Source organism: Mucilaginibacter straminoryzae, from assembly GCF_022953055.1.
GTDB lineage: Bacteria > Bacteroidota > Bacteroidia > Sphingobacteriales > Sphingobacteriaceae > Mucilaginibacter > Mucilaginibacter straminoryzae.
Window position 1 is genome coordinate 537502 of the sequence record NZ_JALJEJ010000002.1, and the last position, 22863, is coordinate 560364.

Sequence of the window (22863 nt, forward strand, 5' to 3'; positions counted from 1 at the left end):
TTTTAACCCATGGTTAGGCGCTCTTTTGCTGGCGGCGGCAATATAATTCTTTGAAATTATTATTCACTTGTCGTTTTCGTTAGTTCGTCAAGCCGGGCAGTTAATCGCCTGAATCTTTTGAACACTTGTTGATATACCGCCTGATTTTTCTCGTCTGGTTCTATCGTTGCTTCTTCCTTCTCCGGGCGTTTCATGATCGCCTGCGGCAACCCTAATGCTTTAACTGCCAGGAATATCGCACCCATTGCAGAAGCATCTTCCTGTTGCACAATTACCAGCTTTTTGCCGGTAATATCGGCAAGGGTTTGTACCCATAGCGGCGAATTGATAAAACCACCGCTGATGTTCACTTGCTTAACCGGCACGGAAGACTGTTCGAGGGTTTGCAGCACATTCATCAAAGCCAGGCAAATGCCCTCTAACCCGGCACGAAGAAAATGCGCCTGCGTGTGTCGTTCAGTTATATTAAAGAACATGCCGCAGGCGCGGGTATCCCATATCGGTGCGCGCTCACCATTTAAGTAAGGCAAGAACACCAAGCCGTCACTTCCTGCGGGTACTGTTTTAGCTTTGTCGAAAAACTCGTTGTATGCTGCCTCTTCTACCTTATCATGATTTAAAAACGTGCGTATAAGCCATTGCATGGCATTGCCGCCATTGTTTACTGCGCCGCCGCTTACAAAAGTTCTTTCATATAACAGGTAGTTGAAGATCATGGCCTCGTCATTGATAACGGGCTGTTTGCCGGTAATCCTTACCGCACCGCTGGTGCCGATAGTGATAGCAGCCACACCTTCGGTATCTACATAGCTGCCCAGATTAGCGCAACAGCCATCGCTGGAGCCGATCACAAAATGAGTTTCCGGATTAAGCTTTAACTCTGAAGCCAGTTTTTGATCTATATCCGAACGATGATAAGTAGTATCGACAGGTTTAGATAACTGATCTTCGTTAACTTCTGCCAACTTACAGGCATCCGGATTCCAGTGAAGCGTCTCGATATCAAACAATCCTGTAGCGGAAGCCAGGGAATAATCTACCTGGTAATCGGCAAACAGGCGGTACCAGATATATTCTTTGATGGAAATAAATCTGGCGGCACCGTGAAAAAGATCGGGTTGATTTTCGCGCCACCAGATCAGTTTGCACAATGGCGTCATGGCGTGAATAGGTGTACCAGATTTTCGGTAGATGGCAACACCATCGCCCGAACTGCGGATACGATCAGCGATTGGCTGGCTGCGCGCATCTGCCCAGATGATCATATCTGCCATGGCCTCGCCGTTTTTATCAACAGGCATAATGCTGTGCATGGCGCTGCTAAAGCTAATCGCCACCGGCGAACCTAACTTACCGGTAACTGCTGCAACACAACTTTTAAAGGCATCAAATATCAGTTTCGGGTCTTGTTCCGCGTAACCCGGCTGGGGACTTTTAACCGGATAGTACTGCTGCGCAACATCGAGCATTTCACCGTCAAACCCTAAAGCGACAGCTTTAGTGCTGCCCGTACCAATATCTATACCCAAAATATATTGCTGCATACGTCTAAAAATAATTGATCTGCTTTAACAAAGTATAAACCTTCGCGCAAGGTATTATTGCAAACAACCGGAAAACGAAACGTTGATAAAAAATCACAAATAATTACAAGACGATAACAGTAAGAGGTTACCTATTATTGCGTCATTACCCGCTATTTTACCTTCATTAATGGCCGTGCAGCCAGTAAAGCCAGCAAGGTAACAAAAGATGCAACAGACAGGTAATACCCCACATAAGCCAACCCGTATTTGGTAGCAAGGGTAGTAGCCAGGTAGGGTGTAAGCGAAGCGCCTAAAATGCCGGCTAAAGTAAAAGCCAGCGAAGCGCCGGTGTACCGTACCGATGCCGGGAATATCTCTGCCAATGCGGTACCGATAGGGCCATAAGTCAAACCCATCAGGAACATGCCGAGTGAAAGAAAAGTAGCAGTTACAAATACATTGCCGGTACTGAAGAGCGGTGCAAAAACGAGCCCGAATAGAATGATGGCTACCGTAGCGATCATCAGCATCCGGTTGCGGCCGTATTTGTCGGCAATTACCGAAGATAATGGTATCCCAATCCCAAAAAACAGCATTGAAACCATTTGCATCACCAGGAAGGTAGCTTTAGGAATGTGCAATGCGTTGGTACCCCAGCTAAGGGTAAAAACCGTCATGAGGTAGAACAGCAAAAAGGTAGTAATGGTGATGAGCGTGCCCAGCGTAATGGCTTTGGTGTTTTTGGTAAAAACTTCTGCAACCGGCACTTTTACCCGGGTGTTATTATCCACCACCTTCATAAACTCAGGTGTTTCGGTAATACGCAGACGAATGAACAAGCCCAGCCAAACCAACACGGCACTGGCGATAAAAGGAATACGCCAGCCATAATTCAGAAAGTCGGCATCAGTCATCAATTTGCTTAGCATAAAGAATATCCCGGTGGATAGCAGGAAACCAATCGGCGCACCCAATTGCGGGAACATCCCGTACCAGGCCTTTTTACCCTCCGGTGCGTTTTCTGTAGCTAATAACACTGCCCCACCCCATTCGCCACCGAGGCCAAGACCCTGCCCAAAGCGGAACAACGCCAGTAAAAGCGGCGCAGCTATGCCGATAGATTGGTAGCCAGGCAGCAGACCGATAGCCACCGTAGACGGCCCCATGGTCATGAGTGCTGCTACTAGCGTTGCTTTACGCCCTTTGCGATCGCCGAAGTGGCCGAAGATAGCCGCACCCAACGGCCGGGCAAAAAAAGCCAGCGCAAAAGTGGCTAATGATTCCAGCGTGGACGAAGTGGGATCTACAGCAGGAAAGAAAAGCTTTGGAAAAACCAGCACGGCGGCGGTAGCATAAATATAAAAATCAAAAAATTCAATGGTGGTACCGATCAGGCTGGCCGCCAGAATACGGCGGACAGAATTTTTAGCGGGGGAATGCTCATTCATACACCCAAACTTATTAATTTACGGTAACCTGCCGTTGATCTTTTTTCAATTTAACGCGTGTAATGATAAGTGCCCGCTTTTACGGTGTGTTGCTGATAATTTTTCCCTGAAGCGTCGGGCACGTAGATATCAGCCGTAGTTCCTGATGGAATCGTTACATCCATCACAAGCTGGTCGCCCTTAATTTCCCAGCGGCTGGAAATTTTACCGTAAACGCAGTTATAGCTACCCTCTGCCCAGTTTAGCTTCCCACCGATGACCGGTTTGATGATGATTTTTTTATAGCCGGGTTCAGCTGCCTGAATACCCGCGATGTTTTTATACATCCAGTCCCCAATGGCACCATAAGCATAGTGATTGAAGGAATTCATGATCGTAGTCTGGAAAGAACCATCCGGCTTGATGCCGTCCCAGCGTTCCCATATCGTTGTTGCGCCCATTTTTACCGGGTACAGCCAACTTGGATAGGTTTCCTGCAAAAGCAGCGTATAAGCCAGATCGCTGTAACCAAAACGACTGAGCACATGGCATAAATAAGGTGTGCCGAGGAAACCGGTAGTCAGGTGGTTTCGATATCGATTAATGTTATCGGCCAGGTAAGCTGCGGCTTTGGTTCTGGCCTCCCCTTCGGGCAGCATGTCAAACATCAGGGCCAGTACATAGGCGGTTTGGGTGTTGGATACCAATCTGCCCGAGCGGGTGACGTATTCCTGGTTGTAGGCATCCTTGATCCGCTTCAGCAATTGTACGTATTTCGCTACATCATCCTGTTTACCCAGTACGTTAGCCGCGTTCAGCAAAAGCTGCGTGGAATACGCATAAAAGCACTGCGCAATTTCATATTTATCGGTAATGGCATCAGAGCCATCATCATTGCCCGAGCGATAAGACAGCCAGTCGCCGTAATGACCACCATAACGGTACAATCCAACTGAATCAGTATGTGTCTGCATATACCCAACCCAGCGTTTCATGGACTCGTACTGGTCTTTAAGCACTTGCTGATCGCCATACACTTCATACATCTCCCATGGAATAATTGTAGCTACATCGCCCCAACCGGTTGAACCGTATTCGTAATCGCCCAAAACGTTGGGCACTACGTGGGCAACCGCGCCATCTGCACGCTGATCAGCCGCTACATCTTTCAGCCATTTGGAAAAGAATTTCTTCACATTAAAATTATAGGCTGCCGTGTTGAAAAAAACTTGTGCATCGCCTGTCCAGCCCAGGCGCTCGTCACGCTGCGGACAATCGGTCGGCACATCTAAAAAGTTTCCGCGTTGTCCCCAGGTAATATTGTGCTGAAGCTGGTTCAGTAACGGATTAGAACAGGCAAACGTACCGGAGGGCGACATGTCTGAATACAGGGCGACAGCCGTAAAATCTTCAGGCCTGATCTCGCCCGGGTAACCTTCTACACTAATGTAGCGGAACCCGAAAAACGTAAAATGAGGTTCAAAAACTTCCTCGCCGTTACCGCTAAGCGTATATTCTGCGGTGGCCCTGGCTGCGCGCAGATTGTCGGTGTAGAAATTACCCGCTTTATCCAGCACCTCGGCATGCCTGATTATGATATGGTCGCCTGACTTACCCTTGGCTTTCACTACAACCCAACCCACTAAGTTCTGCCCAAAATCAAGCACCTTCTCCCCTTTTGGCGTGGTAATCAATTTTACAGGTTTAAACGTTTCATGTTTTTTCACCATTTCGTTGGTGGTAGGTATCAGGTTGCTGTTGTTATAGTCTACCACTTTCACCAAAGACCAACTGTTATCGTCGTAATTGGGTAAGGCCCATCCTGTTTTCTCTAACCGTGCATCGATGTCCTCACCTTTATAAATCTCATTCGTTTGAATTGACCCGGTAGATGATCTCCAGGTACCATCTGAAATTACAAGTTGCCGGGTACCATCGGTATACGTAATTTCCATCTGCGCTAACAAACCCAAGTATTTGGCAAAGCGGTTAATGTTATCGCCCCAGGCCAGCGCGCTGCGGTGCCAGCCATTACCAACGACTACGCCCAGGCTGTTCTTTCCCTTGCCGAGCATTGCAGTAACATCGTAAGCCTGGTACTGCAGGCGTTTGTTGTAGCTTGTCCAACCGGGGGTAAGGTATGCATCCCCTACCTTTTTACCATTCAGCTGTGCCTGGTACATCCCATGACTGGTGATGAACAACACTGCGCGTTTCACCTTTTTACCGATTTCGAAATTTTTCCTGAAATACTGCGCCGGTCTTATTTTGTTATCCTCGGGGAAGCTGCTTTCTATCCAGCGCGCCTGCCAGGTGGGGATATCCGTTAAATTCTGAGCCCTGACGCGGGGATTAAAAGAAAACAGCGCTATAAACAAAGCAAGCCAGAAAGCTTGTGAACGAGTTAGATTGACCGGTTGCATAGGATTTGAAAATTGGTAAGGCAATATCAGCAATTGCAACTTTATATTAATAGCCCAGAAGCTAAAAACTTTGTGAATTGGAAACTTAGTTGATTGAAGACCGAATGAAAAACAGATCTCCACATGTGCGATTTTTTACATAAATTAAGTTGAAATTGTATTGGAGCATCTGATTTACCGCATCCAAAACTAACTACCACCCTAATCACGCATTTTTATGAAACTTATTTTAACCCTTATGTTGACGCTTAGCTTAGCGAAACCAGCATACTGCCAACCAAAAAATAATTTAGAGGGGTTTATCTTAAAAAACTACAAACCCACCAAAGAACAGCTAGCTTCTTGCGAATGGCAATTTGCGCTCATCAAACTTCATATAGACAGGCAAGGAAAGATCGTCGATTATGAATCGGTAAACGGTGTACCGGATGAGGTAATGAACGCTTTTAAATTTTTATTGGGATACAAAGTTTTACGGAGCGAACCAGCAAATAGCAAACTTCTTTTTTACTTCTCGGTAAACAATACAGAAACTTGTAACCCGAAGCCCGGCGACAACCAACATTTACCTAACGATGCGCTGGACGAAATATCCAGAAGAATTAATTCCGAACGCGAAAAAGACAAAAAAATGGCTGTATACCCCTGGCCCATCATCTTTAAAATATTCAAACAAATACAATAGTATTTTGAACGCCCGGTCCCCCCCGGGCGTTTTACTGTTTTCTATTTCTTCAGGCCGATACAATCTACCTTACCATCCATGGTGCTTACATAAACTGCATCCCCTGTCGCTAATACCGGGTTCACAAGGCAGTAGGATACCTTATGTTTCCACCTGGTTTCGCCGGTTTTGCTATCCACAGCGTAAATAATACCAGAATTGGTGGGTACGTAAACGAGGCCATTCTTCTCTACAATGGCTGAGGGACAAATTTCGTATGGAACTTGTAGCGAAGATCGCCAGGCAACCTGCATGTCATCTGCCTTGGTAGAGATACCTAATAATTGCCCACCCATGGTTTTCACATACACGACGGAACTATCCGCCGCTAAACCCATAGATTCGCGCACCTTGATATCCGGCATTTGTTTACGCCAGATTACCTGTCCGTTTGCGGCGTTAAACACCGTCATGTACCTGTCAGGAGCTACTATAAATACCCTGCCGTTAGTGGCCACCGGGTAACAGGCCGCAGGTGAGAACATGCGGTTTGATGAACCGTTGTTCCATTTCCAGGCCATTTTACCAGTATTGATATCAAGCGCGTAAAAATCATTATTCCAGCAACCGAAATAAATGAGGTTATTGTAAATCAACGGTACCGTGACTACAAAGCCTTTCACTTCCGGAAAGTCCCAGATCAATTTGCCTGAGTTAAGGTTGATTGCGCGAAAATGCCCGTCCGAAGCGCCAATGTATACTACCTTATTTTTGATGACCGGCGATGCCACAACCGCTTTCTCTGCCGCGAGTTTCCAGATCAGCTTACCTGTTTTTGCAGAAACGCAATAAATGTGATTGTCCGAAGAACCGGCTACTACATACCCACCACTCACGGCCGGGGTCGAATAAATTTTGCCACCCGTTTGGTAAGCCCATACCTTTTTACCGGTAGCTTTACTTAGGGCATAGATCAATCCTTTAGTATCTGTCAGAATAATTTTATCACCCGCATCGGCCATACCCGAACCGACATCACTTTGATCCTGGTAAGTCCATTTGATGCTGGCACCAGTTAAGTTTTTATTCACGGCGTATGAAGGGCGATAGTAGTGCGCGGTATCTTTTTCAAAGTGATGGTTGTAGAGATCTACCTCTGTCCATTGCCGGTTCCTTTCCACCAAAGGCGTTCTTTCCTCAAAAGTGGCTTTACCGTTGCTGAATGTAACGATGTTATACCCGCCGATGCTATCCTTCGCGCGCAGGTTTGATCGCCCCATGACACCCGGTACGCCCTCGAAATTATACTTGTGGTTGTTGTGCCCATGGCCGCATAAAATCAGCTGTACGTTCTTTTTCTTCAACGCATCCATAACATTATACCAATTGTTCTGCGCCGAATCTTGCGGATAATGGTTCAGGTAAACAACAGGTGTTTCCGGGCTGGTATGTGCCAGAACGGAATCCAGCCAAACAATGTGTTCGCGCGGCACCTGCCCCGGCCCCATGCGCATGTTCGGACCAGAGCTTACCCCGGCAAATAAGTAACCGCCATAATTAAAGGCAAAAGTTTCCGCACCGAAAACCTTTTTAAAGGTATTGCTGCCGCTTTCAGACCAATTGGCATCATGGTTGCCGGGGATGATATACCATTTCTTGTTCAGGCTGTCCAGAATTTGCTTGGCGAGTTTGATCTCATCATCCGCACCAAATTCGGTGATATCACCGGTGATCACTACAAATTTAATCTCGTCGTTCTTGTTGATATCGGCTACGGTTCTGCGAAGGTCTTCGGCCGCGGTGTGATTACCAATATGCGTATCGGATACATGAGCAAACTTGAACGACTGTGCAAAGCCTGTAGTTGCCAAGCATGTTATCGCGAATAGAAAAAGGGTTATTTTTTTCATAAAATAATCGATAGATGTTATTTATTGCGAACAAGCGTCGCTTTTGAGGGCAAGCTTTCATTCTTCAGGCGGTCTATTGCAGTGACCACATATTTATAGTTCGCCGCTGACGAGGCGGTAGAATCTGTAAAGGTTCTTAGGGTTTTGTCGAAGCTGATCTTCAACACATATTTAGGGTTATTGGTATCAACTTTTTGCGCTTTTGGAAACCGGTAAACAACATAGCCGTAGACGTTCTTGGGTGTTGCTTTCCAGTACGACCAATTAACGACGACCGAACGTTTAGTCCTTGTTAATCTAACTACTTCAGGGGCGACTGGTGTCGACTCGCCCAGCCAGATCATTTGCGGCAACAACGCCGGGTACTTGTAAAAATCATTTCTCAAGGAATCCTGGAAGCCGGCCAGATTATCCGTTACCGATTTCGAGCTGAAGAACACACTTCCCTGCACCCTGAAATTCTTACGCAATTCGCGCATCTGTTTAGGCAATTGGCTTCTGTCGCGCCAGCCTTCACGGTTTTCCATGGCCCGGTAAACACCCTGTCCCACATACACGTGCCTGTTAAACGCATTGTTGCTCCACCATTCCAGCAACTTTTCGTAAGGAGCAGCAGGATAATAAAAAGGGAAGTAAAGCTGTGGATTGATATAATCCAGCCAACCGGCTTTAACCCATTTCCGCGCGTCTGCATAAAGCGAGCTGTAGCCAGAAAATCCGTTAGATTGCGAGCCGTTAGGATCATCTTTCAAATTTCGCCAGATACCGAACGGACTGATCCCAAACTTTACATAACTTTTGGCATGATGGATACTATCTGAAAGCAGTTGGATTAGTGTATCCACATTATGCCGCCGCCAATCTTCTATCGTATTAAAGCCCTGCCCGTACTTGGCATAAGTGAGCGAATCCGGCAGTTTTTGCTTGGTTGGATAGGGATAAAAATAATCGTCAATATGGATGCCGTCTATATCGTAATTACGTACAATGTCCATCACCACACTAATAATATAGGCGCGAACTTCTGGCAAGCCCGGATTGAAATACTTCTTCCCGGCATAACTAAAGAACCATTCGGGATGTGTGCGGGTGACATGCGTGGCACTGATGTTCGAGTCGATCAGATCATTACTGGCCCGGTACGGGTTGATCCAGGCATGCAATTCCATCGCGCGTTTGTGTGCTTCTTTAATCGCAAACGCCAGCGGGTCGTACAATGGATCTGGCGCTTTACCCTGTTTACCGGTCAGAAACCTGCTCCATTCTTCGCGGCCTTTGCCATAAAAAGCATCAGCGGTAGGCCTAACCTGCAGCAAAACGGCGTTGATGTTACTTTTTTGATGTTCATTCAATATCTCCAGCATTTCCTGCTGTTGTGCAGCCGAAGGAAGCCCTGGTTTAGATGGCCAATCGATGTTTTCTACAGTGGCCACCCAAACGCCGCGGAATTCGCGTTTGGGAACGTATTGTGCCGAAGCGATAGAGGTGATGAAACTGCACAATAAGCAGGCAGCAAGAAAACTCCATTTTTTGATGCGCATAATCAAAGGTTTATTTGAATTTAAAAAGAAAGCCCTCCCCTGCAAACGCAAGGAAGGGCTTCTGGAACGCTTTTCTTATTGCCAGCCCGGATTCTGGGTTAACGTTACGCCATGATCCTGGTAAAGCTTAATCTGATCCAGCGGAAGCGGATTCAGGTAAACTTTCGGATCGGTGAACAAACGTTGTGTTTCCGGTTTAGGTGCAGGTACAATGTAACCCACAGTAGCATTGTTCTGTAAGGTTACAGAAAGGGTTTTAGCCCAGTCTGCCTTGTTGATCCAGGCACCTAAGTTAATATCAGGGTTACGCTGGGTATCAATGTAATCATACTTTTTCCAGCGCCTCAAATCACTATTTCTAAAACCTTCCATCATCAGTTCTGTACGGCGTTCGCGACGAATCTCCCACAGTATAGGAGAGACGGTAGCATCCCTTTTTGGATCGTCGTAAGTAACACCGTTAACCGCAGGAAGATTACCAACGAGCTGCAGGTTAGGCAATTTTGTGGTATAACCGCTGCGCTGACGAAGTTTATTGATCGTCAGGTCAAGGTCGGCCTGGGTTAATGTCCCCAATTCTGCTGATGCTTCTGCATAATTCATCAGCACCTCGCCGTAACGAATCACCGGTGCCTGAGTATCATTCAGGTTACTGTTACCGTTGGTCAGGTCTTTAATATCATCATTCAAGAACTTCTGAACGGCATAACCAGAAGTAGAATAGTTTGAAGCAATACCATTCAAACGCAATTGGGTTACAAAGGTGGCGTTGATCCGCGGATCGCGGTTGGTCATTACATCAGTAATTGTTTTATCGCCTTTGTAAAGCGGAGAAATGCTGATCGGCAAACCATCGCTGGCCAGGTAACTATCAATCGCATTTTTAGACGCGCCGGTTTGCGGCTCTTTGTTCACATAGCTATTCAAACTGTGTGTCAGGAGGCCCTGCTGGTATTTCCGGTACATAATAATTTCAGGGTTAGCGCTTAAGTCGAGCGAGTTGAAGATCTTGCGATAATCAGCCGCTACAGAATACGGCCCTTTAGTGATGATCTCATTCGCCGCCCATTTCGCAGCGGTGAGATATTCAGCCGCTTTCGTTCCGTTATTAGCCTGATATTTCTGCCAGGTTCCCTCAAACAAAAACACGCGGGACATGAATGCAAGTACAACATACCTGTTCACAAGTAGGCCCTTGGTACTTACATCACCGTCTGAAACGCGAACGTTAGCGGCGGCATAATTAAAATCTGCCAGTACGCTATCCATTACCAGGGTACGCGGGTCACGTGGTTTGTAAAGCGCTTTTTCATCTGTTTCGGAAAGTACTTGTCCGTACCATGGATAATCGCCGAAAGATTTAACTTTTGAAGCATATTCCATTCCTCTAAAAAAGCGAGCTATACCTGCCCAATGTTTCTGTGCCTCTGCACTCATGGGGACACGTTTTATACGATCCAGCATTAAATTAGCTTTACGGATATAGGTAAATGACCATCCGCCGCCGCTGGTAGGCACGTTTTTGGTGAAGGCTGCTGGTGTAGTTGGTGCGAAATCATCGTTTAGTGTTTCACCTGAAAAATAGCCGCCCCAGCTTAAATCGAAACCAGAAGCGTAACCCGGAAAGTAATTGGTATAAAACCCGTAAGCAAACGTGCGTACGTTGTTTTCACTTGTCCAGTAGGTATCATCCGTCATCTGATCCAACGGGTACTTGGTCAGGAACTTATCGGTCTCCTTTTTACAGCTGAATGCAAGCAGCACCAGACCAAACAGTAAATATTTTAAAGTTTTCATAATCAATCTTTTCATTAAAGTGTTACCTGCAAGCCTAAAGAAAACGTTTTACGGTAAGGGTACACACGCCCGAAACCGGCACGGTCATTATCGATCTGCGTTTGAGAGAAATCAATTTCCGGATCTACTGGAATATTGCCTAAGTGATCCCAGGTTAAGATATTCTCACCGCTGAAGAACACGCGCAGGTTCTGTATTTTAACACGTTGAATTAATGCTTTTGGGAAAGTGTAACCTACGTTAAGATTCTTCAACCGAAGATAAGCCATATTTAGCAGATAGCGGGTTTGAGGAACGTAATCCCATCTATCCACACTGGCGCCGTAATCTGTAGGTCTTGGGTAAAATGCATTAGGATTGTTCGGTGTCCAGTAATCCATCTGGTTGGCAAACCAGCCTTCAGCGGCTCTGAAACCCGGAAATACCGTTGAACCACTTGCCCAAAGCTGGCGGCTGCCCACCCCCTGGAAGAAAACATTAATATCAACCCCTTTCCAATCCGCGCCTAACCTGAAACCATATTGGTAACGGGGGGTTGAGTTTCCTATAATTTTCTGATCACCGTGATTATCTACTGTATTGGTTCCATAGGTAATTACTCCATCCCCATTAAGATCTTTATATTTAACATCACCAGGCCCAAACTTAAAAGTACTATTATTCCCTTCCAATAACGCCTGAGAAGGTATCCCGGGAGCGTAGTTAGAACCAACAAAATCGCTTGCTTGGAATAAACGATCTGTTTCATAACCCCAGATCTCCCCTAGTCGCATACCTTCATAATAGGTGCTGTTTAGTGCAGCAATAGGAGCGGGTAAAGAACGGGTCACGTTCGCAAATTTGCTGATTCGTTCGATCGCATCAGATAAAGTTCCGGTAACGTTAATATGGAGTTTGTTAGCAAAAGTATGATTGTAATCAATTGCCAGTTCCCAGCCTTTGCCCTGCAACTCGCCAAAGTTACGAACAGGAGCACTTGCTCCAAAAGATGACGGGAGCGTAACCCCGGGCGTAATCATGTTGCTGGTGTTCCGTTGAAAGACATCGAAAGTAAAGCCTAAGTCGTCATGCAAAACGCGTAAATCTAAACCCAAGTCTGCAGTTCTAATAGTCTCCCAGGTCAATATTGGTGATAATGGCGTAGGCGTACTTAAGGTAACTGCATTGCCGGTAGGCAATATCCAGCCAGAATTTGAGGCGCTCATTAAGGGCAAGAAACGTCCGTTACCAACAACCTGATTACCGACAGAACCGTAAGATCCTCTAATTTTTAAGAATGAGAGCCAGTTTTTACTCCAATCCATAAATTTCTCCTGCGTTAGCACATAGCCTAACGAACCTGAAGGGAAGAAACCATAAAGCTGGTTAACCGGAAAACGTGAAGAACCATCGTAACGCCCGTTAATTTCTAACAAATATTTATCTTTATAGGCATAGTTTATTCGCCCAAAATAGCCCAATGTTGTTAATTTGCTGTGTGCTCCGTCTACCAATTGATCTCCGGTGGCCAACTTGATCTCGCCGTAATTTGGGTCAATTAATGTTCTTCTTTCAGAAGATTGGCTGGTAGCCTCGTTCATTTCGATGTCACCACCCAAAATAACTTTTATCGCGTGGTCTTTGATATTCTTGTTATAGGTTGCGAATACTTTACCGGTATTGATCTGGTTCCAGTACGAATAATATCTTGCCTTATCATAGCTGGTGCTTTGATAAGGGCGGTAGTTTAATCTATCTTGAGTAGAAAGCCCAGCATCTGTCTTCAATGACCAAAAGTCGTAGGCATAGGTGTTACCACCGGTCTGATGCAAATGTTCGTTAGTTGAAGTATAAGTATAATCAGCATCTAAAGTTAGGCCTTTCGCAATTTTCAACGTTCCGCCTAAAGCAATACGTGCCAACTGATTTTTGTCCTCGTCCATTTTTGCCTGCTGAACTTCTGTTACTGCACTACGGAAAGGTAATCCTTTGTAAGTACCGTAAGGGTAGTTAGCCGGCCAGCGATATAGATAGTAGTAGGGTCCGTATTGGCTGCCAGAGAAGGTGAACGGGCTTTTGCTTAAAGTATTAGAAAACAATACTTTTCCGCGTACGTCCAGCCAGTCTGTAGCACTGGTATTTACACCTAAGTTCAGGTTATAACGGTCAAACTCGTCCGGGTTTACTTTTAATGAACCCATCTGATTTAGATAACCCATGCTTAAGTTATAATTGGTTTTTTCGCTGCCGCCATTTACACCGATATTGTGTGTTTGTTGTGGTGTCCACTGGCGCAGGTACAGTTTTTCAGGGTTCCATGAGCGGTAGAAGAACAGCTTTCCGCCGATAATCTCAAAATCACGGCCTTCTACCATTTCAGGGCCAAGATCCTGCCCACCATATTGTTGATCCCACTGACGCATTTTATCTATAGATGGCTGATCTATTGAATAACCGATAACATTGTAACTGGTAGTGTTTGGGCTAAAGCGTTGCAACGCCAGTAAAGACGCCTGTGCGTTATCTGCCGCACTTGCTAACTGTGGGTTATTGATCGGACTTGAGAATGCGAAGTTGTTTGAGTAGGTGATCTTCGTAGGCGCATTTCTTTTACCAGATTTAGTAGTAATTAAAATCACACCGAAAGCAGCACGCGTACCATAGATAGAAGCAGATGCGGCATCCTTCAATACAGAGATGGTCTCGATATCGTCAGGGTTCAGCATTTGCAGGCTTGGAATTTCCACGTTATCTACCAGGATAAGCGGAGAAGCGCCACTGGCCCCCGTATTGATTGAACCTTGTAAACCACGCAGCCTGATCTTCGGGTTGGTACCGATATCACCTGTTGCGGTAGTGATGGTCAAGCCTGGTACAGCGCCCTGTAAACCACGGGCAACGTCTGTAATAGGGCGCGACGCTAATACCTTCGTATCAACGGTAGCCACGGCACCTGTAAGGTCGGCACGCTTTTGAGTACCGTAACCTACCACGACTACTTCGTTCAGCGATTTAGCGTCTGAACCCATTTTCACGTTGATTACATTGGATGTGCCTACGGTAATTTCCTGCGTAAGCGAACCGATGAAGCTAAAGGTTAGCACCTGGCCCGGTGCTGCATTAATGGTGTATTTACCATTAATATCTGTAGCGGTCCCCATGCCTGTGCCTTTAAGCCGCACGGATACGCCGGGTAAAGGCAAGCCATCATCAGCAGAGATGACTTTTCCGGTAATTGCCTTTTGCTGCGCCATTACGTGCACAGAAAAGAGCAATAGAACCAGCAACATTTTAAGTAGCTTTTTTTTCATAAAGTTTGTTTAAGTTTTAGTTGAGGAACATTTGAACTATTTGATTTTTTGGGTTTTGATTAGGGGTAGAGTAGATATTGCTTCCGCATCTTTTTAAATTCGGTGAGTTTAGGCTCCCATGATGCTCTGATCTCAGCCTCGGTTTTTCCGGCGATGATCTGTTCTTTCAGGTCGGTTGTTCCGGCAAGTTTATCGAAGTTTCCTATTTGCTTGCTTTGCTTGAAATCGAAGAATTTTTCTTTATAGGGGTAAGCTTTGTACAGCTCGATCAGCCAGCTCAGGTTCACCTTTTTGCTTTTCACCAGCTTCTGAACATCATAATTACGCAGGTCTAACCCGTAACAAGTCTCATCCTGGAACAGCGGCGTTTCGCTCATACCATTCAGGCTTACCGGGGTAAAAGAAAAATCATATTTACCTTTCAGATCGGGGTTACCCAAAACGGTAAAAGGAAAATAAGTGCCGCGGCCTTGGCTGATGATCGTACCTTCAAACAGACATAAAGACGGATACAGCATAATCGATTGCTGGGTGTTCAAATTTGGCGAAGGATGTACCGGCAGCGTATACAACATGCTATGCTTGTAGTTAGCCACCTTAATGATCCTGATCTGACATTTGATACCATTGGCCATCCAGCCCTGGCCGTTGATCATCTGCGCATATTCACCGACGGTCATCCCGTGGGCAATAGGAACCGGGTGAAACCCGATGCCCGATTTCAGTTTCATATCCAGCACCGGCCCGTCGACCATATAACCGTTCGGGTTTGGACGATCAAGAATCATTAGTTCTTTGTTGTTTTCGGCACAGGCCTCCATTACCCGGTGAAGGGTAGCCAGGTAAGTATAATAGCGAGCGCCGACATCCTGCAGGTCATAAACCACCAGGTCTACGTCTGCCAGGCTTTCCGGACTTGGTTTGCCGGTTTTGCCGTAAAGCGATAGCACCTTAATGCCGGTTTTAGGATCAATGCTGTCATCCACATGCGCGCCGTTACTGGCATCGCCGCGGAACCCGTGTTCAGGGCCGAATACCTTCACTATGTTCACTCCTAATGCCAACAGGCTATCCACGCTGGCTTTTTCACCAATGCGTGAGGATGGGTTTACTACCATAGCCACCCGCTTGCCCTTCAGATAAGGAATATATTTTTCTGTCTGATCCGCACCCGGCAAAATAGGCCTGGCTATCGCCCGCACCGACACTGTTAGGGATAACAGACCACCTAAAAGAAAGAGAGCGATAAAAAATCTGGGTAAAAGTTTCTTCATGTATAGCGTTTTGGCTTTTAGTTTCTTTTAAGTATCACCACATTGGCCACCTTTCGCTGGCCTTCGTGGTCCCATTTGTTATTATCGGATGGGTGGTTAACCACGCCGTCTTCTTTATCCCAAAGCGTGGTCGAACCACCACCATCAAGATTGACCGCATCAGTACAGTGCATCCATTGCAGTATTTTTTTCAACTCGAACAGGCTCATGCCGGCAGCGTTCGCGTCGCGGCCGTCTACCGTAATCAGCAATACCCGATGTTTATCATTAATCGCCACGGCAGAACGCGGATGGCGGGCTCTTGCGAAAAGGCTGGTATCCATTTCCACGCCTTTATCCTGATACAGCAGCAACGGACCGGTCAACATTACGTCGTCCCCTAATAACTTAGTCTCCCAGTCCGGGCCGCCATCCCAATTATCTATATGAACAAGGCCATCCTTCACCACAATGGCTGCCCGCTGGTGCCTTGCTCTTGTGTTATTTTTTTCCAGCCGGTTTGCGTTAATCACCTGCCCGTGAACCCGCAGGTAATCAACAGAGCCACCATTTTTCACGTCGAAGAAGGTACCGTTGATAGCTGCTATTGCACCCTCTTTTTGACCAAAGTCACTGGTGATCCGCTTTACCTTCGGCTCGAATGCGAGGTCAAACTTGTTTCTCCCCCCCTGTTTAACCTCCAGAACAGAAATAAACTGGCTGGATTTAAATAAGCTGTTTCCCCTGAACCAGGCTTGTTTCAATTTTATACCCGGCGCTAAGCGCTTAGATTCCCATTCAACTCGTTTAAAATTCAAAGAGTCGTTCTGAGAAAATGCAAAGCATGCCTGTAGCAAGAAAAGAAACAAAAAGGCAGAAAAACGCATCATCTTGGTGGTTAAATAACTTAAAGGCGCAGTAAAGAAACTCAGCTAAACAAAACGCACAAACACGCACATTACCAAATCCTTACTCTTTCAAATATATAGAATTGCGTTCTTAAAAAACAATAACTCTTGCATGTTTTTTTACAAAATTTGCAAAAACATGCAAAATGTTACAAATCATATTGGTGTAATAAAAACACTATTATCACCCTGATAAAATCTACCAAAAACATAGACAAACCTATCTATTGGAAACAAAAAAGCCCTCAACACAAGTTTGAGGGCAATAAAACACTACATAAAAAAGAAGTTCAATAAAATCAAATTCAGCTTATCAGCATAGGATCGTGAATAATTTTGCACCTTTTTGCAACATCAACATTTTTTTGCATGATGTTCATAAAACCCGCAACACTATACAGTAAGTTAAAAAACTAAAATTAAGCGATAGTTAATTACTAAAAACAGCACAATCAGATCTTACGAACGCCAATGCCGGGAAGATCGCTAAGCGTTACTTTTCCGTCAACAACCTGCATGCCTTTATAAACATCATTACTGATCAGCAATGCCCCATCCAGGTCTGCCCAATCTGCCATAGGCGCCAGATGCGATGCGGCCGATATCGCGCAGGATGTTTCTGTCATACACCCGATCATTACTTTCATTTTTAAAGCTTTAGCCAGTATCAGCATTTTATGAGCTTCGCGCATGCCGGTAGATTTCATCAGCTTAATATTGATACCACTGTAAACGCCGTGCGCTTTCACTACATCATCCAAGCGCTGAACGGCTTCGTCACCCATGGTAGGCAGCGGACTGTTCTGGGTAAGCCATGCATTATCTTCCACCCGTTCTTTCGGCATCGGCTGTTCAATAAAAACAATCCCTTTCTCCTGCAACCAGTGCGACATATCCAAAGCCATCTGGCGATCTGTCCAACCCTGGTTCACATCCACACAAATGGGCTTATTGGTTATTTCGCGAATGGTATTGATCAGCAATTTATCCGTATCGCGGCCCAGTTTCACTTTCAGTATTTTGTAAGGATCGGCTTCTTTCACCTTCTGGCGGATTACCTCCGGCGTATCGATACCGATGGTAAACGAGGTGTTAGGGGTTTTAGCGGCATCATAACCCCATATTTTATACCAGGGTTGCTTCATTAGTTTACCAACGAGGTCGTGCAGCGCAATATCTACCGAAGCTTTCGCGGCTTTATTCGCTTCTTCAATACCATCAACATAAGTTAGGATATTCTCCATTTGAAACGGATCATCAAACCGAGAAAGATCTACCTTACCTAAAAACTTCAATACGCTTTCGTGCGATTCGCCCAGGTAAGGCGGCATAGAAGCTTCACCATAACCGATTACCCCGTTATATTCCAACTCCGTCAGCACTACGGGCGTGGTAGTTCTTGAACTGGTAGAAAGTGTAAAAGCATGCTTCAATTGCAACGTGTACGGGCGATACCTTAACTGTAGTTTACCCTTACCAGATTGCCCGGCGATACCTGAAAGTGCTTTTTCCCAGGGCAATAGTGTGGTGCCGGTCACTAAGGCCGAAGCCTTTAGAAAATTTCTTCTGCTATTCATTTTTTAGAGGTACTATGATAAAAAGGATGATCACTTACTTTTACAATTCCCGGCTCTCCAACTGAAGTTAGCATTCTGCGGGCTACTACCAGCCGCTGGCGACGATAGTCGTCATAGTTCGCCGCTTTAGGATCGAGGCTGTTTATCTTCACCATTCCTGCCGATTGGATAAACTGTCCATTGCCCATATAAATACCCGTATGGGTAATCTTAGCCTGCCTGCCTTGTCTAATTCCGGGTGAGAAAAAAAGCAAGTCGCCGGGCTGCAAGTTTTTCAGGCATTTGGCATTACTTACAGAATCCGCCTCGTAAATATCTACTTCCTTACCTACCAACGCTTGTTGGGAAGCATCCCGAGGCAATATGATTCCGTTTAAAAAGTAGGCTGTTTTAGTAAAGCCACTGCAGTCGACACCCTTAATGGACGTACCTCCCCACAAATAAGGCACCCCGATTAGCGTTTGCGCAGTGGCAAGAATTTTAGCAGCGTCCGGCTTGGGCTTATCCAGCCACTTCTGATAGTCAGCGGCTTCATTTACCGGAATATAGGCTATTCTTCCATCCGGAAAAGCCACTTCATAAAAATCAGCTTTCTTTCCGTGAAATTGTAAAATATCACCGGCTACCAGATCTGAAACAGGCAAAGAACTGCGCGAAGCCTGCTGATATGCATGGCCGTACTGGTTGGTATAGATCACCTTAGCAGCATCCCGCCAGGCCACGAAAGCAGCGGCATCCATGGGCGTTATTGCGCTATTGTCTACCCAGGAAATATAACGGTCGGGTGTGCGTACCAGCGAATATCCTCTTTGTGTTTTGAGAATAGTAACGGGAGTACCCAACAACATTTGCGTCACCATTTCAGGTGCATTTCCCGGAGAGATGCGGTTGTTGGAAACCGAAAGGTTGGCTACACCAAATATCTTACCCTGCAACTCTTTAGCAGGCAGGGTATCCGTCCTTAATACCAACGGTATGTCTGTAGCTGAAAGATGTTTTTGCAAAGTTATAGCGGCCGCAGGCACTGTAGTTTCCAGCGTGACGATCAGGGGCTGCAAATTGTTTACCTGCGCGTTGAAAATATCAGTGCGCTTATCCGGCGCAAATTTCAACCTCACCTCGTTTACCATTTGCAGTACCTTTTTTGCGGCGGTGCTGTCACTCTGTCCAAAAGCGACATTGGTGAAAGCAAGCAGAAAAGCGCAAATCAGTGCTGCGTTATACCTGAAAACTTTTCTATTATCACGCATAAACTAAGCTCCTTTAAATTCAACAGCCTTGGCAACCGGCCGAGTATTATTCGTTTTCAGTTGTGTAGAGATCAACAACAACAGAAAGGTGATCAGGCCATTCAGAACGATCAACTCAAAGCCCACCGCATAGCCAAACCATACCAGCAAATATTTCTCGAGGAAAAAAGACAAAACGGGCGAAAGCAGGCAGATCACCGGGACAGCTTTATCAGCAATTCCTTTTTCGGTCATGATTCCGAAGGCAAATAAACCCAGCAAGGGACCATAGGTATAACCGGCGGCCTTAAAAATACCATTGACTACAGAATCGTCATTCAGGGCACGGAAAACCAATATTACTAACAGCACTACCACTGAAAAACCGACATGCACCAGGTGCCTTTTCTTTACCAGTTCTGCACTGTTCTGATCTTTACTTTTATCAAACTTCAGGAAGTCGATACAGAAAGATGTGGTCAGGGCGGTAAGCGCCGAATCCGTTGTGGCGAAGGTAGCTGCGGTAAGACCAAGCATAAAGATTGTAGCAGGCAGTACATTCAAATGCCTTAATGCAATTTCGGGGAACAGGTGATCTGTTGTTTTCATTGCATTAACATCGATGTGATTCGCCGCAGCATACTGGTACAACAAAGCCCCGACACTCAGGAAAAACAGGTTAATCACCACGAACACGATAGTGAAGGTGAGCATGTTCTTCTGCGCTTCGCCGATATTTTTACAGCTCAGGTTTTTCTGCATCAGGTCCTGGTCGAGGCCGGTCATGGAAATGGTTACAAAAACACCCCCCAGGAATTGCTTCAGGAAATGATTCTTACTACCGGCAAGATCTTCCCAGAAAAACATTTTGGAATAAGAGCTTTGCTTTACCGCCTCGAACGTTTGGCCAATGTTCAGGTGCAGGCTTTCTGAAATAAAGTAGATAGACAGCACTACAGAAAGCAACAGGAAAACAGTTTGCAGGGTATCTGTAATGATGATAGTTTTTAACCCGCCTTTAAATGTGTACGACCAGATGAGGATAAGATAAAGCGCCACGGTAACACCGAAGGGCACATGCAAGGCATCAAAAATAAAACGCTGAAAAACAATAGCTACCAGGTATAAGCGAAATGCTGAACCAATAACCCGCGAAACGATGAAAATTACCGAACCGGTTTTGTAACTATAGTAGCCAAATCGCTTTTCGAGGTAGGTATAGATAGATACCAGGTTCAGCTTATAATAAAGCGGCAGCAAAACATAAGCAACTATAACAAACCCGACTGCATTGCCCAAAACAAACTGAAAATAGCCAAAGCCTGAACCTTTCACCGCACCGGGCACAGAAATAAATGTCACACCGGAAAGGGCCGTGCCAATCATCCCGAAAGCAACGAAATACCATTTGGAATTACGGTTAGCAATAAAGAAACTGGAGTTATCAGACGAGTTCCTGGAGGTGAAGTAAGATACACCGATAAGCGCGGCGAAATAACCTACAACAAAAAGCAGTAGTACAAGTGGCGACATAAAGTTTAATATTGAAGGGTGATTGGCTAATATTGCTTACTCTGTAATGCAGTAAGGGCCTGCCTTACGCTTCCGTGCTGTTCGAGCAGACGGGCGGCAGTCTCTTTATCACAACCGGTTTCCTGCATAATGATATTCACGCCGCGGTTGTACAGCTTATGATTGGTCAGTTGCATGTCCACCATTTTATTACCCTTTACCCGGCCCAGACTAATCATTACCGAAGTGGTTAACATATTCAGCACCAGTTTTTGAGCGGTACCCGCTTTCATGCGGGTAGAGCCCGTTAAAAACTCCGGACCAACTACTACCTCAACCGGATACTTAGCCTCCTTACCTATCGGGCTGCCGCTATTACAAACCACACAACCCGTTTCCAGACCATGCCAGTTTGCCGCAGCCAATCCGCCCAATACATAAGGTGTATTACCCGAAGCTGCAATGCCAACCAGTACATCTTTATTACTGATGTGATACTCCTGCAGGTCTTTCCAGGCCTGCTCTTGATCATCTTCTGCAAACTCAACCGCTTTTCGAATGGCGGTATCGCCGCCTGCTATAATACCAATTACCCAATCGTGCGAAACGCCGAAAGTAGGCGGAACTTCTGAAGCATCCAATATCCCCAAACGTCCGCTTGTACCCGCACCGATATAAAATAACCTTCCGCCAGCTTTCATTTTTTCGGAGATCACACCCGCAAGCGCACTGATTTGGGGGATACATTTTTCCACCGCCAGCGGCACAGTCTTATCTTCGTTATTAATATTGGTAACAATATCTGTAATAGACATTTTGTGAAGATCCGAGTAGCGGGAGTCTTTTTCGGTAGTGGCTTCCATTATATTATTTATATAGGTTTAATTCAAGCGCATTCATGCAAACATAATAAAAAATAACGCAAGAAAACGCAAATAAAAAGTAAATTTCATGAAATATTCATGATACAAAAAGCAAGAAACGGCAAAGAAACGCAGATGACAACATGTGTTTAAACATCTTCTTTAGAAACATATTTTTTATATTTTTATCGTCATGCTAAAGGAAGAAAGACAGCAGTATATTATTAACCAGATTAATATCCACAATAAGGTATTATCAACAGACCTCAGCGCGCAGCTTAATGTCTCGGAAGATACCATCCGCCGCGACCTGAACGAACTGGCCGAGCTGGGCAAGATTGTTAAAGTTTACGGCGGCGCGCTATCCAAATCCTTTCATTATCCATTCTCTGGCAAAGAGGTTTACAACAAAGACGGCAAAAAAGAAATCGCCCGCAAAGCCGCTAAACTAATCGAAGACGGCATGGTTTTACTGATCGGTGGCGGAACAACCATGATTGAACTGGCCCGTATCTTTCCAGAAAACCTGCACTGCACCATCTTCACCATTAGCCCACTGGTAGCCCTTGAACTGGTTGAACACCCTAACATGAGTGTGAACCTGCTCGCCGGGCAATTAGGCGGCAATTCGCATATCGTCACCGGATCGCAGGTGATCAGCCAACTTTCGGAGATCAAAGCCGATTTGTGCTTTCTGGGCACCAATGGCATTTCACTTACACACGGCATTACCGATTCTGACTGGGAAGTCGTACAGGTAAAAAAGGCCATGATTAAATCTGCCAGTAAAACTGCAATCCTTAGCATCAGCGAAAAACTGGATTCTGTTCAGAAAATGCAGATCTGTAACTTGAATAATATCAACTGCCTGATTACTGATGCCGACGAAAGCCATGAAAACGTTAAACGCTATGCAAAAAAGATAACTGTACTGTAGTACAGC

15 protein-coding genes are annotated in these 22863 nt (G+C 45.6%); 2 read left to right on the plus strand and 13 right to left on the minus strand.

The window, feature by feature from the left end; all coding sequences use genetic code 11:
- Positions 1-59: 59 nt before the first annotated feature.
- The 3 genes from MUY27_RS05900 to MUY27_RS05910 form a co-directional block, all read right to left on the minus strand.
- On the minus strand, positions 60-1544 hold the full coding sequence (locus tag MUY27_RS05900; RefSeq protein ID WP_245129060.1) for a gluconokinase: 1485 nt from the start codon (positions 1542-1544) through the stop codon (positions 60-62).
- Between the two features lie 152 nt (positions 1545-1696).
- The gene (locus MUY27_RS05905; RefSeq protein WP_245129061.1) at positions 1697-2974 is read right to left on the minus strand and encodes an MFS transporter; all 1278 of its coding nucleotides are present in this window, start codon (positions 2972-2974) and stop codon (positions 1697-1699) included.
- A gap of 50 nt (positions 2975-3024) precedes the next feature.
- Complete coding sequence (locus MUY27_RS05910; RefSeq protein WP_245129062.1) at positions 3025-5376, minus strand: glycoside hydrolase family 78 protein; 2352 nt, start codon at positions 5374-5376, stop codon at positions 3025-3027.
- Between the two features lie 217 nt (positions 5377-5593).
- Here MUY27_RS05910 and MUY27_RS05915 point away from each other — a divergent pair, with 217 nt between their 5' ends.
- The gene (locus MUY27_RS05915) at positions 5594-6061 is read left to right on the plus strand and encodes a hypothetical protein (protein ID WP_245129063.1); all 468 of its coding nucleotides are present in this window, start codon (positions 5594-5596) and stop codon (positions 6059-6061) included.
- Positions 6062-6102: 41 nt separating this feature from the next.
- On the opposite strand, the gene MUY27_RS05920 is transcribed toward MUY27_RS05915, so the two are convergent.
- The 10 genes from MUY27_RS05920 to murQ all read right to left on the minus strand — a co-directional run bounded on the left by MUY27_RS05920 (position 6103) and on the right by murQ (position 21920).
- On the minus strand, positions 6103-7950 hold the full coding sequence (locus tag MUY27_RS05920; RefSeq protein ID WP_245129064.1) for an outer membrane protein assembly factor BamB family protein: 1848 nt from the start codon (positions 7948-7950) through the stop codon (positions 6103-6105).
- Positions 7951-7967: 17 nt separating this feature from the next.
- Entirely contained in the window at positions 7968-9491 is a 1524-nt protein-coding gene (locus MUY27_RS05925) for a glycoside hydrolase family 10-like protein (RefSeq protein ID WP_245129065.1), read from the minus strand.
- 75 nt (positions 9492-9566) lie between these two features.
- Complete coding sequence (locus MUY27_RS05930) at positions 9567-11288, minus strand: RagB/SusD family nutrient uptake outer membrane protein (RefSeq protein ID WP_245129066.1); 1722 nt, start codon at positions 11286-11288, stop codon at positions 9567-9569.
- Positions 11289-11302: 14 nt separating this feature from the next.
- Entirely contained in the window at positions 11303-14578 is a 3276-nt protein-coding gene (locus MUY27_RS05935; RefSeq protein WP_245129067.1) for a SusC/RagA family TonB-linked outer membrane protein, read from the minus strand.
- A gap of 59 nt (positions 14579-14637) precedes the next feature.
- Positions 14638-15852, minus strand: a complete 1215-nt coding sequence (locus MUY27_RS05940; RefSeq protein WP_245129068.1) for an exo-beta-N-acetylmuramidase NamZ family protein — start codon at positions 15850-15852, stop codon at positions 14638-14640.
- A 17-nt stretch (positions 15853-15869) separates the two neighbouring features.
- Entirely contained in the window at positions 15870-16649 is a 780-nt protein-coding gene (locus tag MUY27_RS05945; RefSeq protein ID WP_245129069.1) for a phosphodiester glycosidase family protein, read from the minus strand.
- 542 nt (positions 16650-17191) lie between these two features.
- The gene (locus MUY27_RS05950; RefSeq protein ID WP_245129070.1) at positions 17192-18316 is read right to left on the minus strand and encodes an enolase C-terminal domain-like protein; all 1125 of its coding nucleotides are present in this window, start codon (positions 18314-18316) and stop codon (positions 17192-17194) included.
- Positions 18313-19566 carry a C40 family peptidase gene (locus MUY27_RS05955; protein WP_245129071.1) on the minus strand — a complete coding sequence of 418 codons (1254 nt, stop codon included), beginning with the start codon at positions 19564-19566 and terminating at the stop codon, positions 18313-18315. Before MUY27_RS05955 ends, MUY27_RS05950 begins: the two co-directional genes overlap by 4 nt.
- A 3-nt stretch (positions 19567-19569) precedes the next feature.
- Positions 19570-21078: a sodium:solute symporter gene (locus MUY27_RS05960; RefSeq protein WP_245129072.1), complete on the minus strand. Its 1509-nt coding sequence runs from the start codon at positions 21076-21078 to the stop codon at positions 19570-19572.
- A 26-nt stretch (positions 21079-21104) separates the two neighbouring features.
- Entirely contained in the window at positions 21105-21920 is an 816-nt protein-coding gene (murQ, locus tag MUY27_RS05965; RefSeq protein WP_245129073.1) for an N-acetylmuramic acid 6-phosphate etherase, read from the minus strand.
- Positions 21921-22113: 193 nt separating this feature from the next.
- Between murQ and MUY27_RS05970 the strand changes: the two genes are divergently transcribed.
- Positions 22114-22857 (plus strand): DeoR/GlpR family DNA-binding transcription regulator, encoded by a 744-nt coding sequence (locus MUY27_RS05970; protein WP_245129074.1) that lies wholly within the window; start codon positions 22114-22116, stop codon positions 22855-22857.
- The last annotated feature ends 6 nt before the right edge of the window (positions 22858-22863 follow it).

Excerpts from the sequence above, each read along its gene's own strand:
- MUY27_RS05900 (WP_245129060.1), bottom strand. The coding sequence starts at position 1,544 with ATGCAGCAATATATTTTGGGTATAGATATTGGTACGGGCAGCACTAAA.
- MUY27_RS05905 (WP_245129061.1), bottom strand. The coding sequence starts at position 2,974 with ATGAATGAGCATTCCCCCGCTAAAAATTCTGTCCGCCGTATTCTGGCG.
- MUY27_RS05910 (WP_245129062.1), bottom strand. The coding sequence starts at position 5,376 with ATGCAACCGGTCAATCTAACTCGTTCACAAGCTTTCTGGCTTGCTTTG.
- MUY27_RS05915 (WP_245129063.1), top strand. The coding sequence starts at position 5,594 with ATGAAACTTATTTTAACCCTTATGTTGACGCTTAGCTTAGCGAAACCA.
- MUY27_RS05920 (WP_245129064.1), bottom strand. The coding sequence starts at position 7,950 with ATGAAAAAAATAACCCTTTTTCTATTCGCGATAACATGCTTGGCAACT.
- MUY27_RS05925 (WP_245129065.1), bottom strand. The coding sequence starts at position 9,491 with ATGCGCATCAAAAAATGGAGTTTTCTTGCTGCCTGCTTATTGTGCAGT.
- MUY27_RS05930 (WP_245129066.1), bottom strand. The coding sequence starts at position 11,288 with ATGAAAACTTTAAAATATTTACTGTTTGGTCTGGTGCTGCTTGCATTC.
- MUY27_RS05935 (WP_245129067.1), bottom strand. The coding sequence starts at position 14,578 with ATGAAAAAAAAGCTACTTAAAATGTTGCTGGTTCTATTGCTCTTTTCT.
- MUY27_RS05940 (WP_245129068.1), bottom strand. The coding sequence starts at position 15,852 with ATGAAGAAACTTTTACCCAGATTTTTTATCGCTCTCTTTCTTTTAGGT.
- MUY27_RS05950 (WP_245129070.1), bottom strand. The coding sequence starts at position 18,316 with ATGAATAGCAGAAGAAATTTTCTAAAGGCTTCGGCCTTAGTGACCGGC.
- MUY27_RS05955 (WP_245129071.1), bottom strand. The coding sequence starts at position 19,566 with ATGCGTGATAATAGAAAAGTTTTCAGGTATAACGCAGCACTGATTTGC.
- MUY27_RS05960 (WP_245129072.1), bottom strand. The coding sequence starts at position 21,078 with ATGTCGCCACTTGTACTACTGCTTTTTGTTGTAGGTTATTTCGCCGCG.
- murQ (WP_245129073.1), bottom strand. The coding sequence starts at position 21,920 with ATGGAAGCCACTACCGAAAAAGACTCCCGCTACTCGGATCTTCACAAA.
- MUY27_RS05970 (WP_245129074.1), top strand. The coding sequence starts at position 22,114 with ATGCTAAAGGAAGAAAGACAGCAGTATATTATTAACCAGATTAATATC.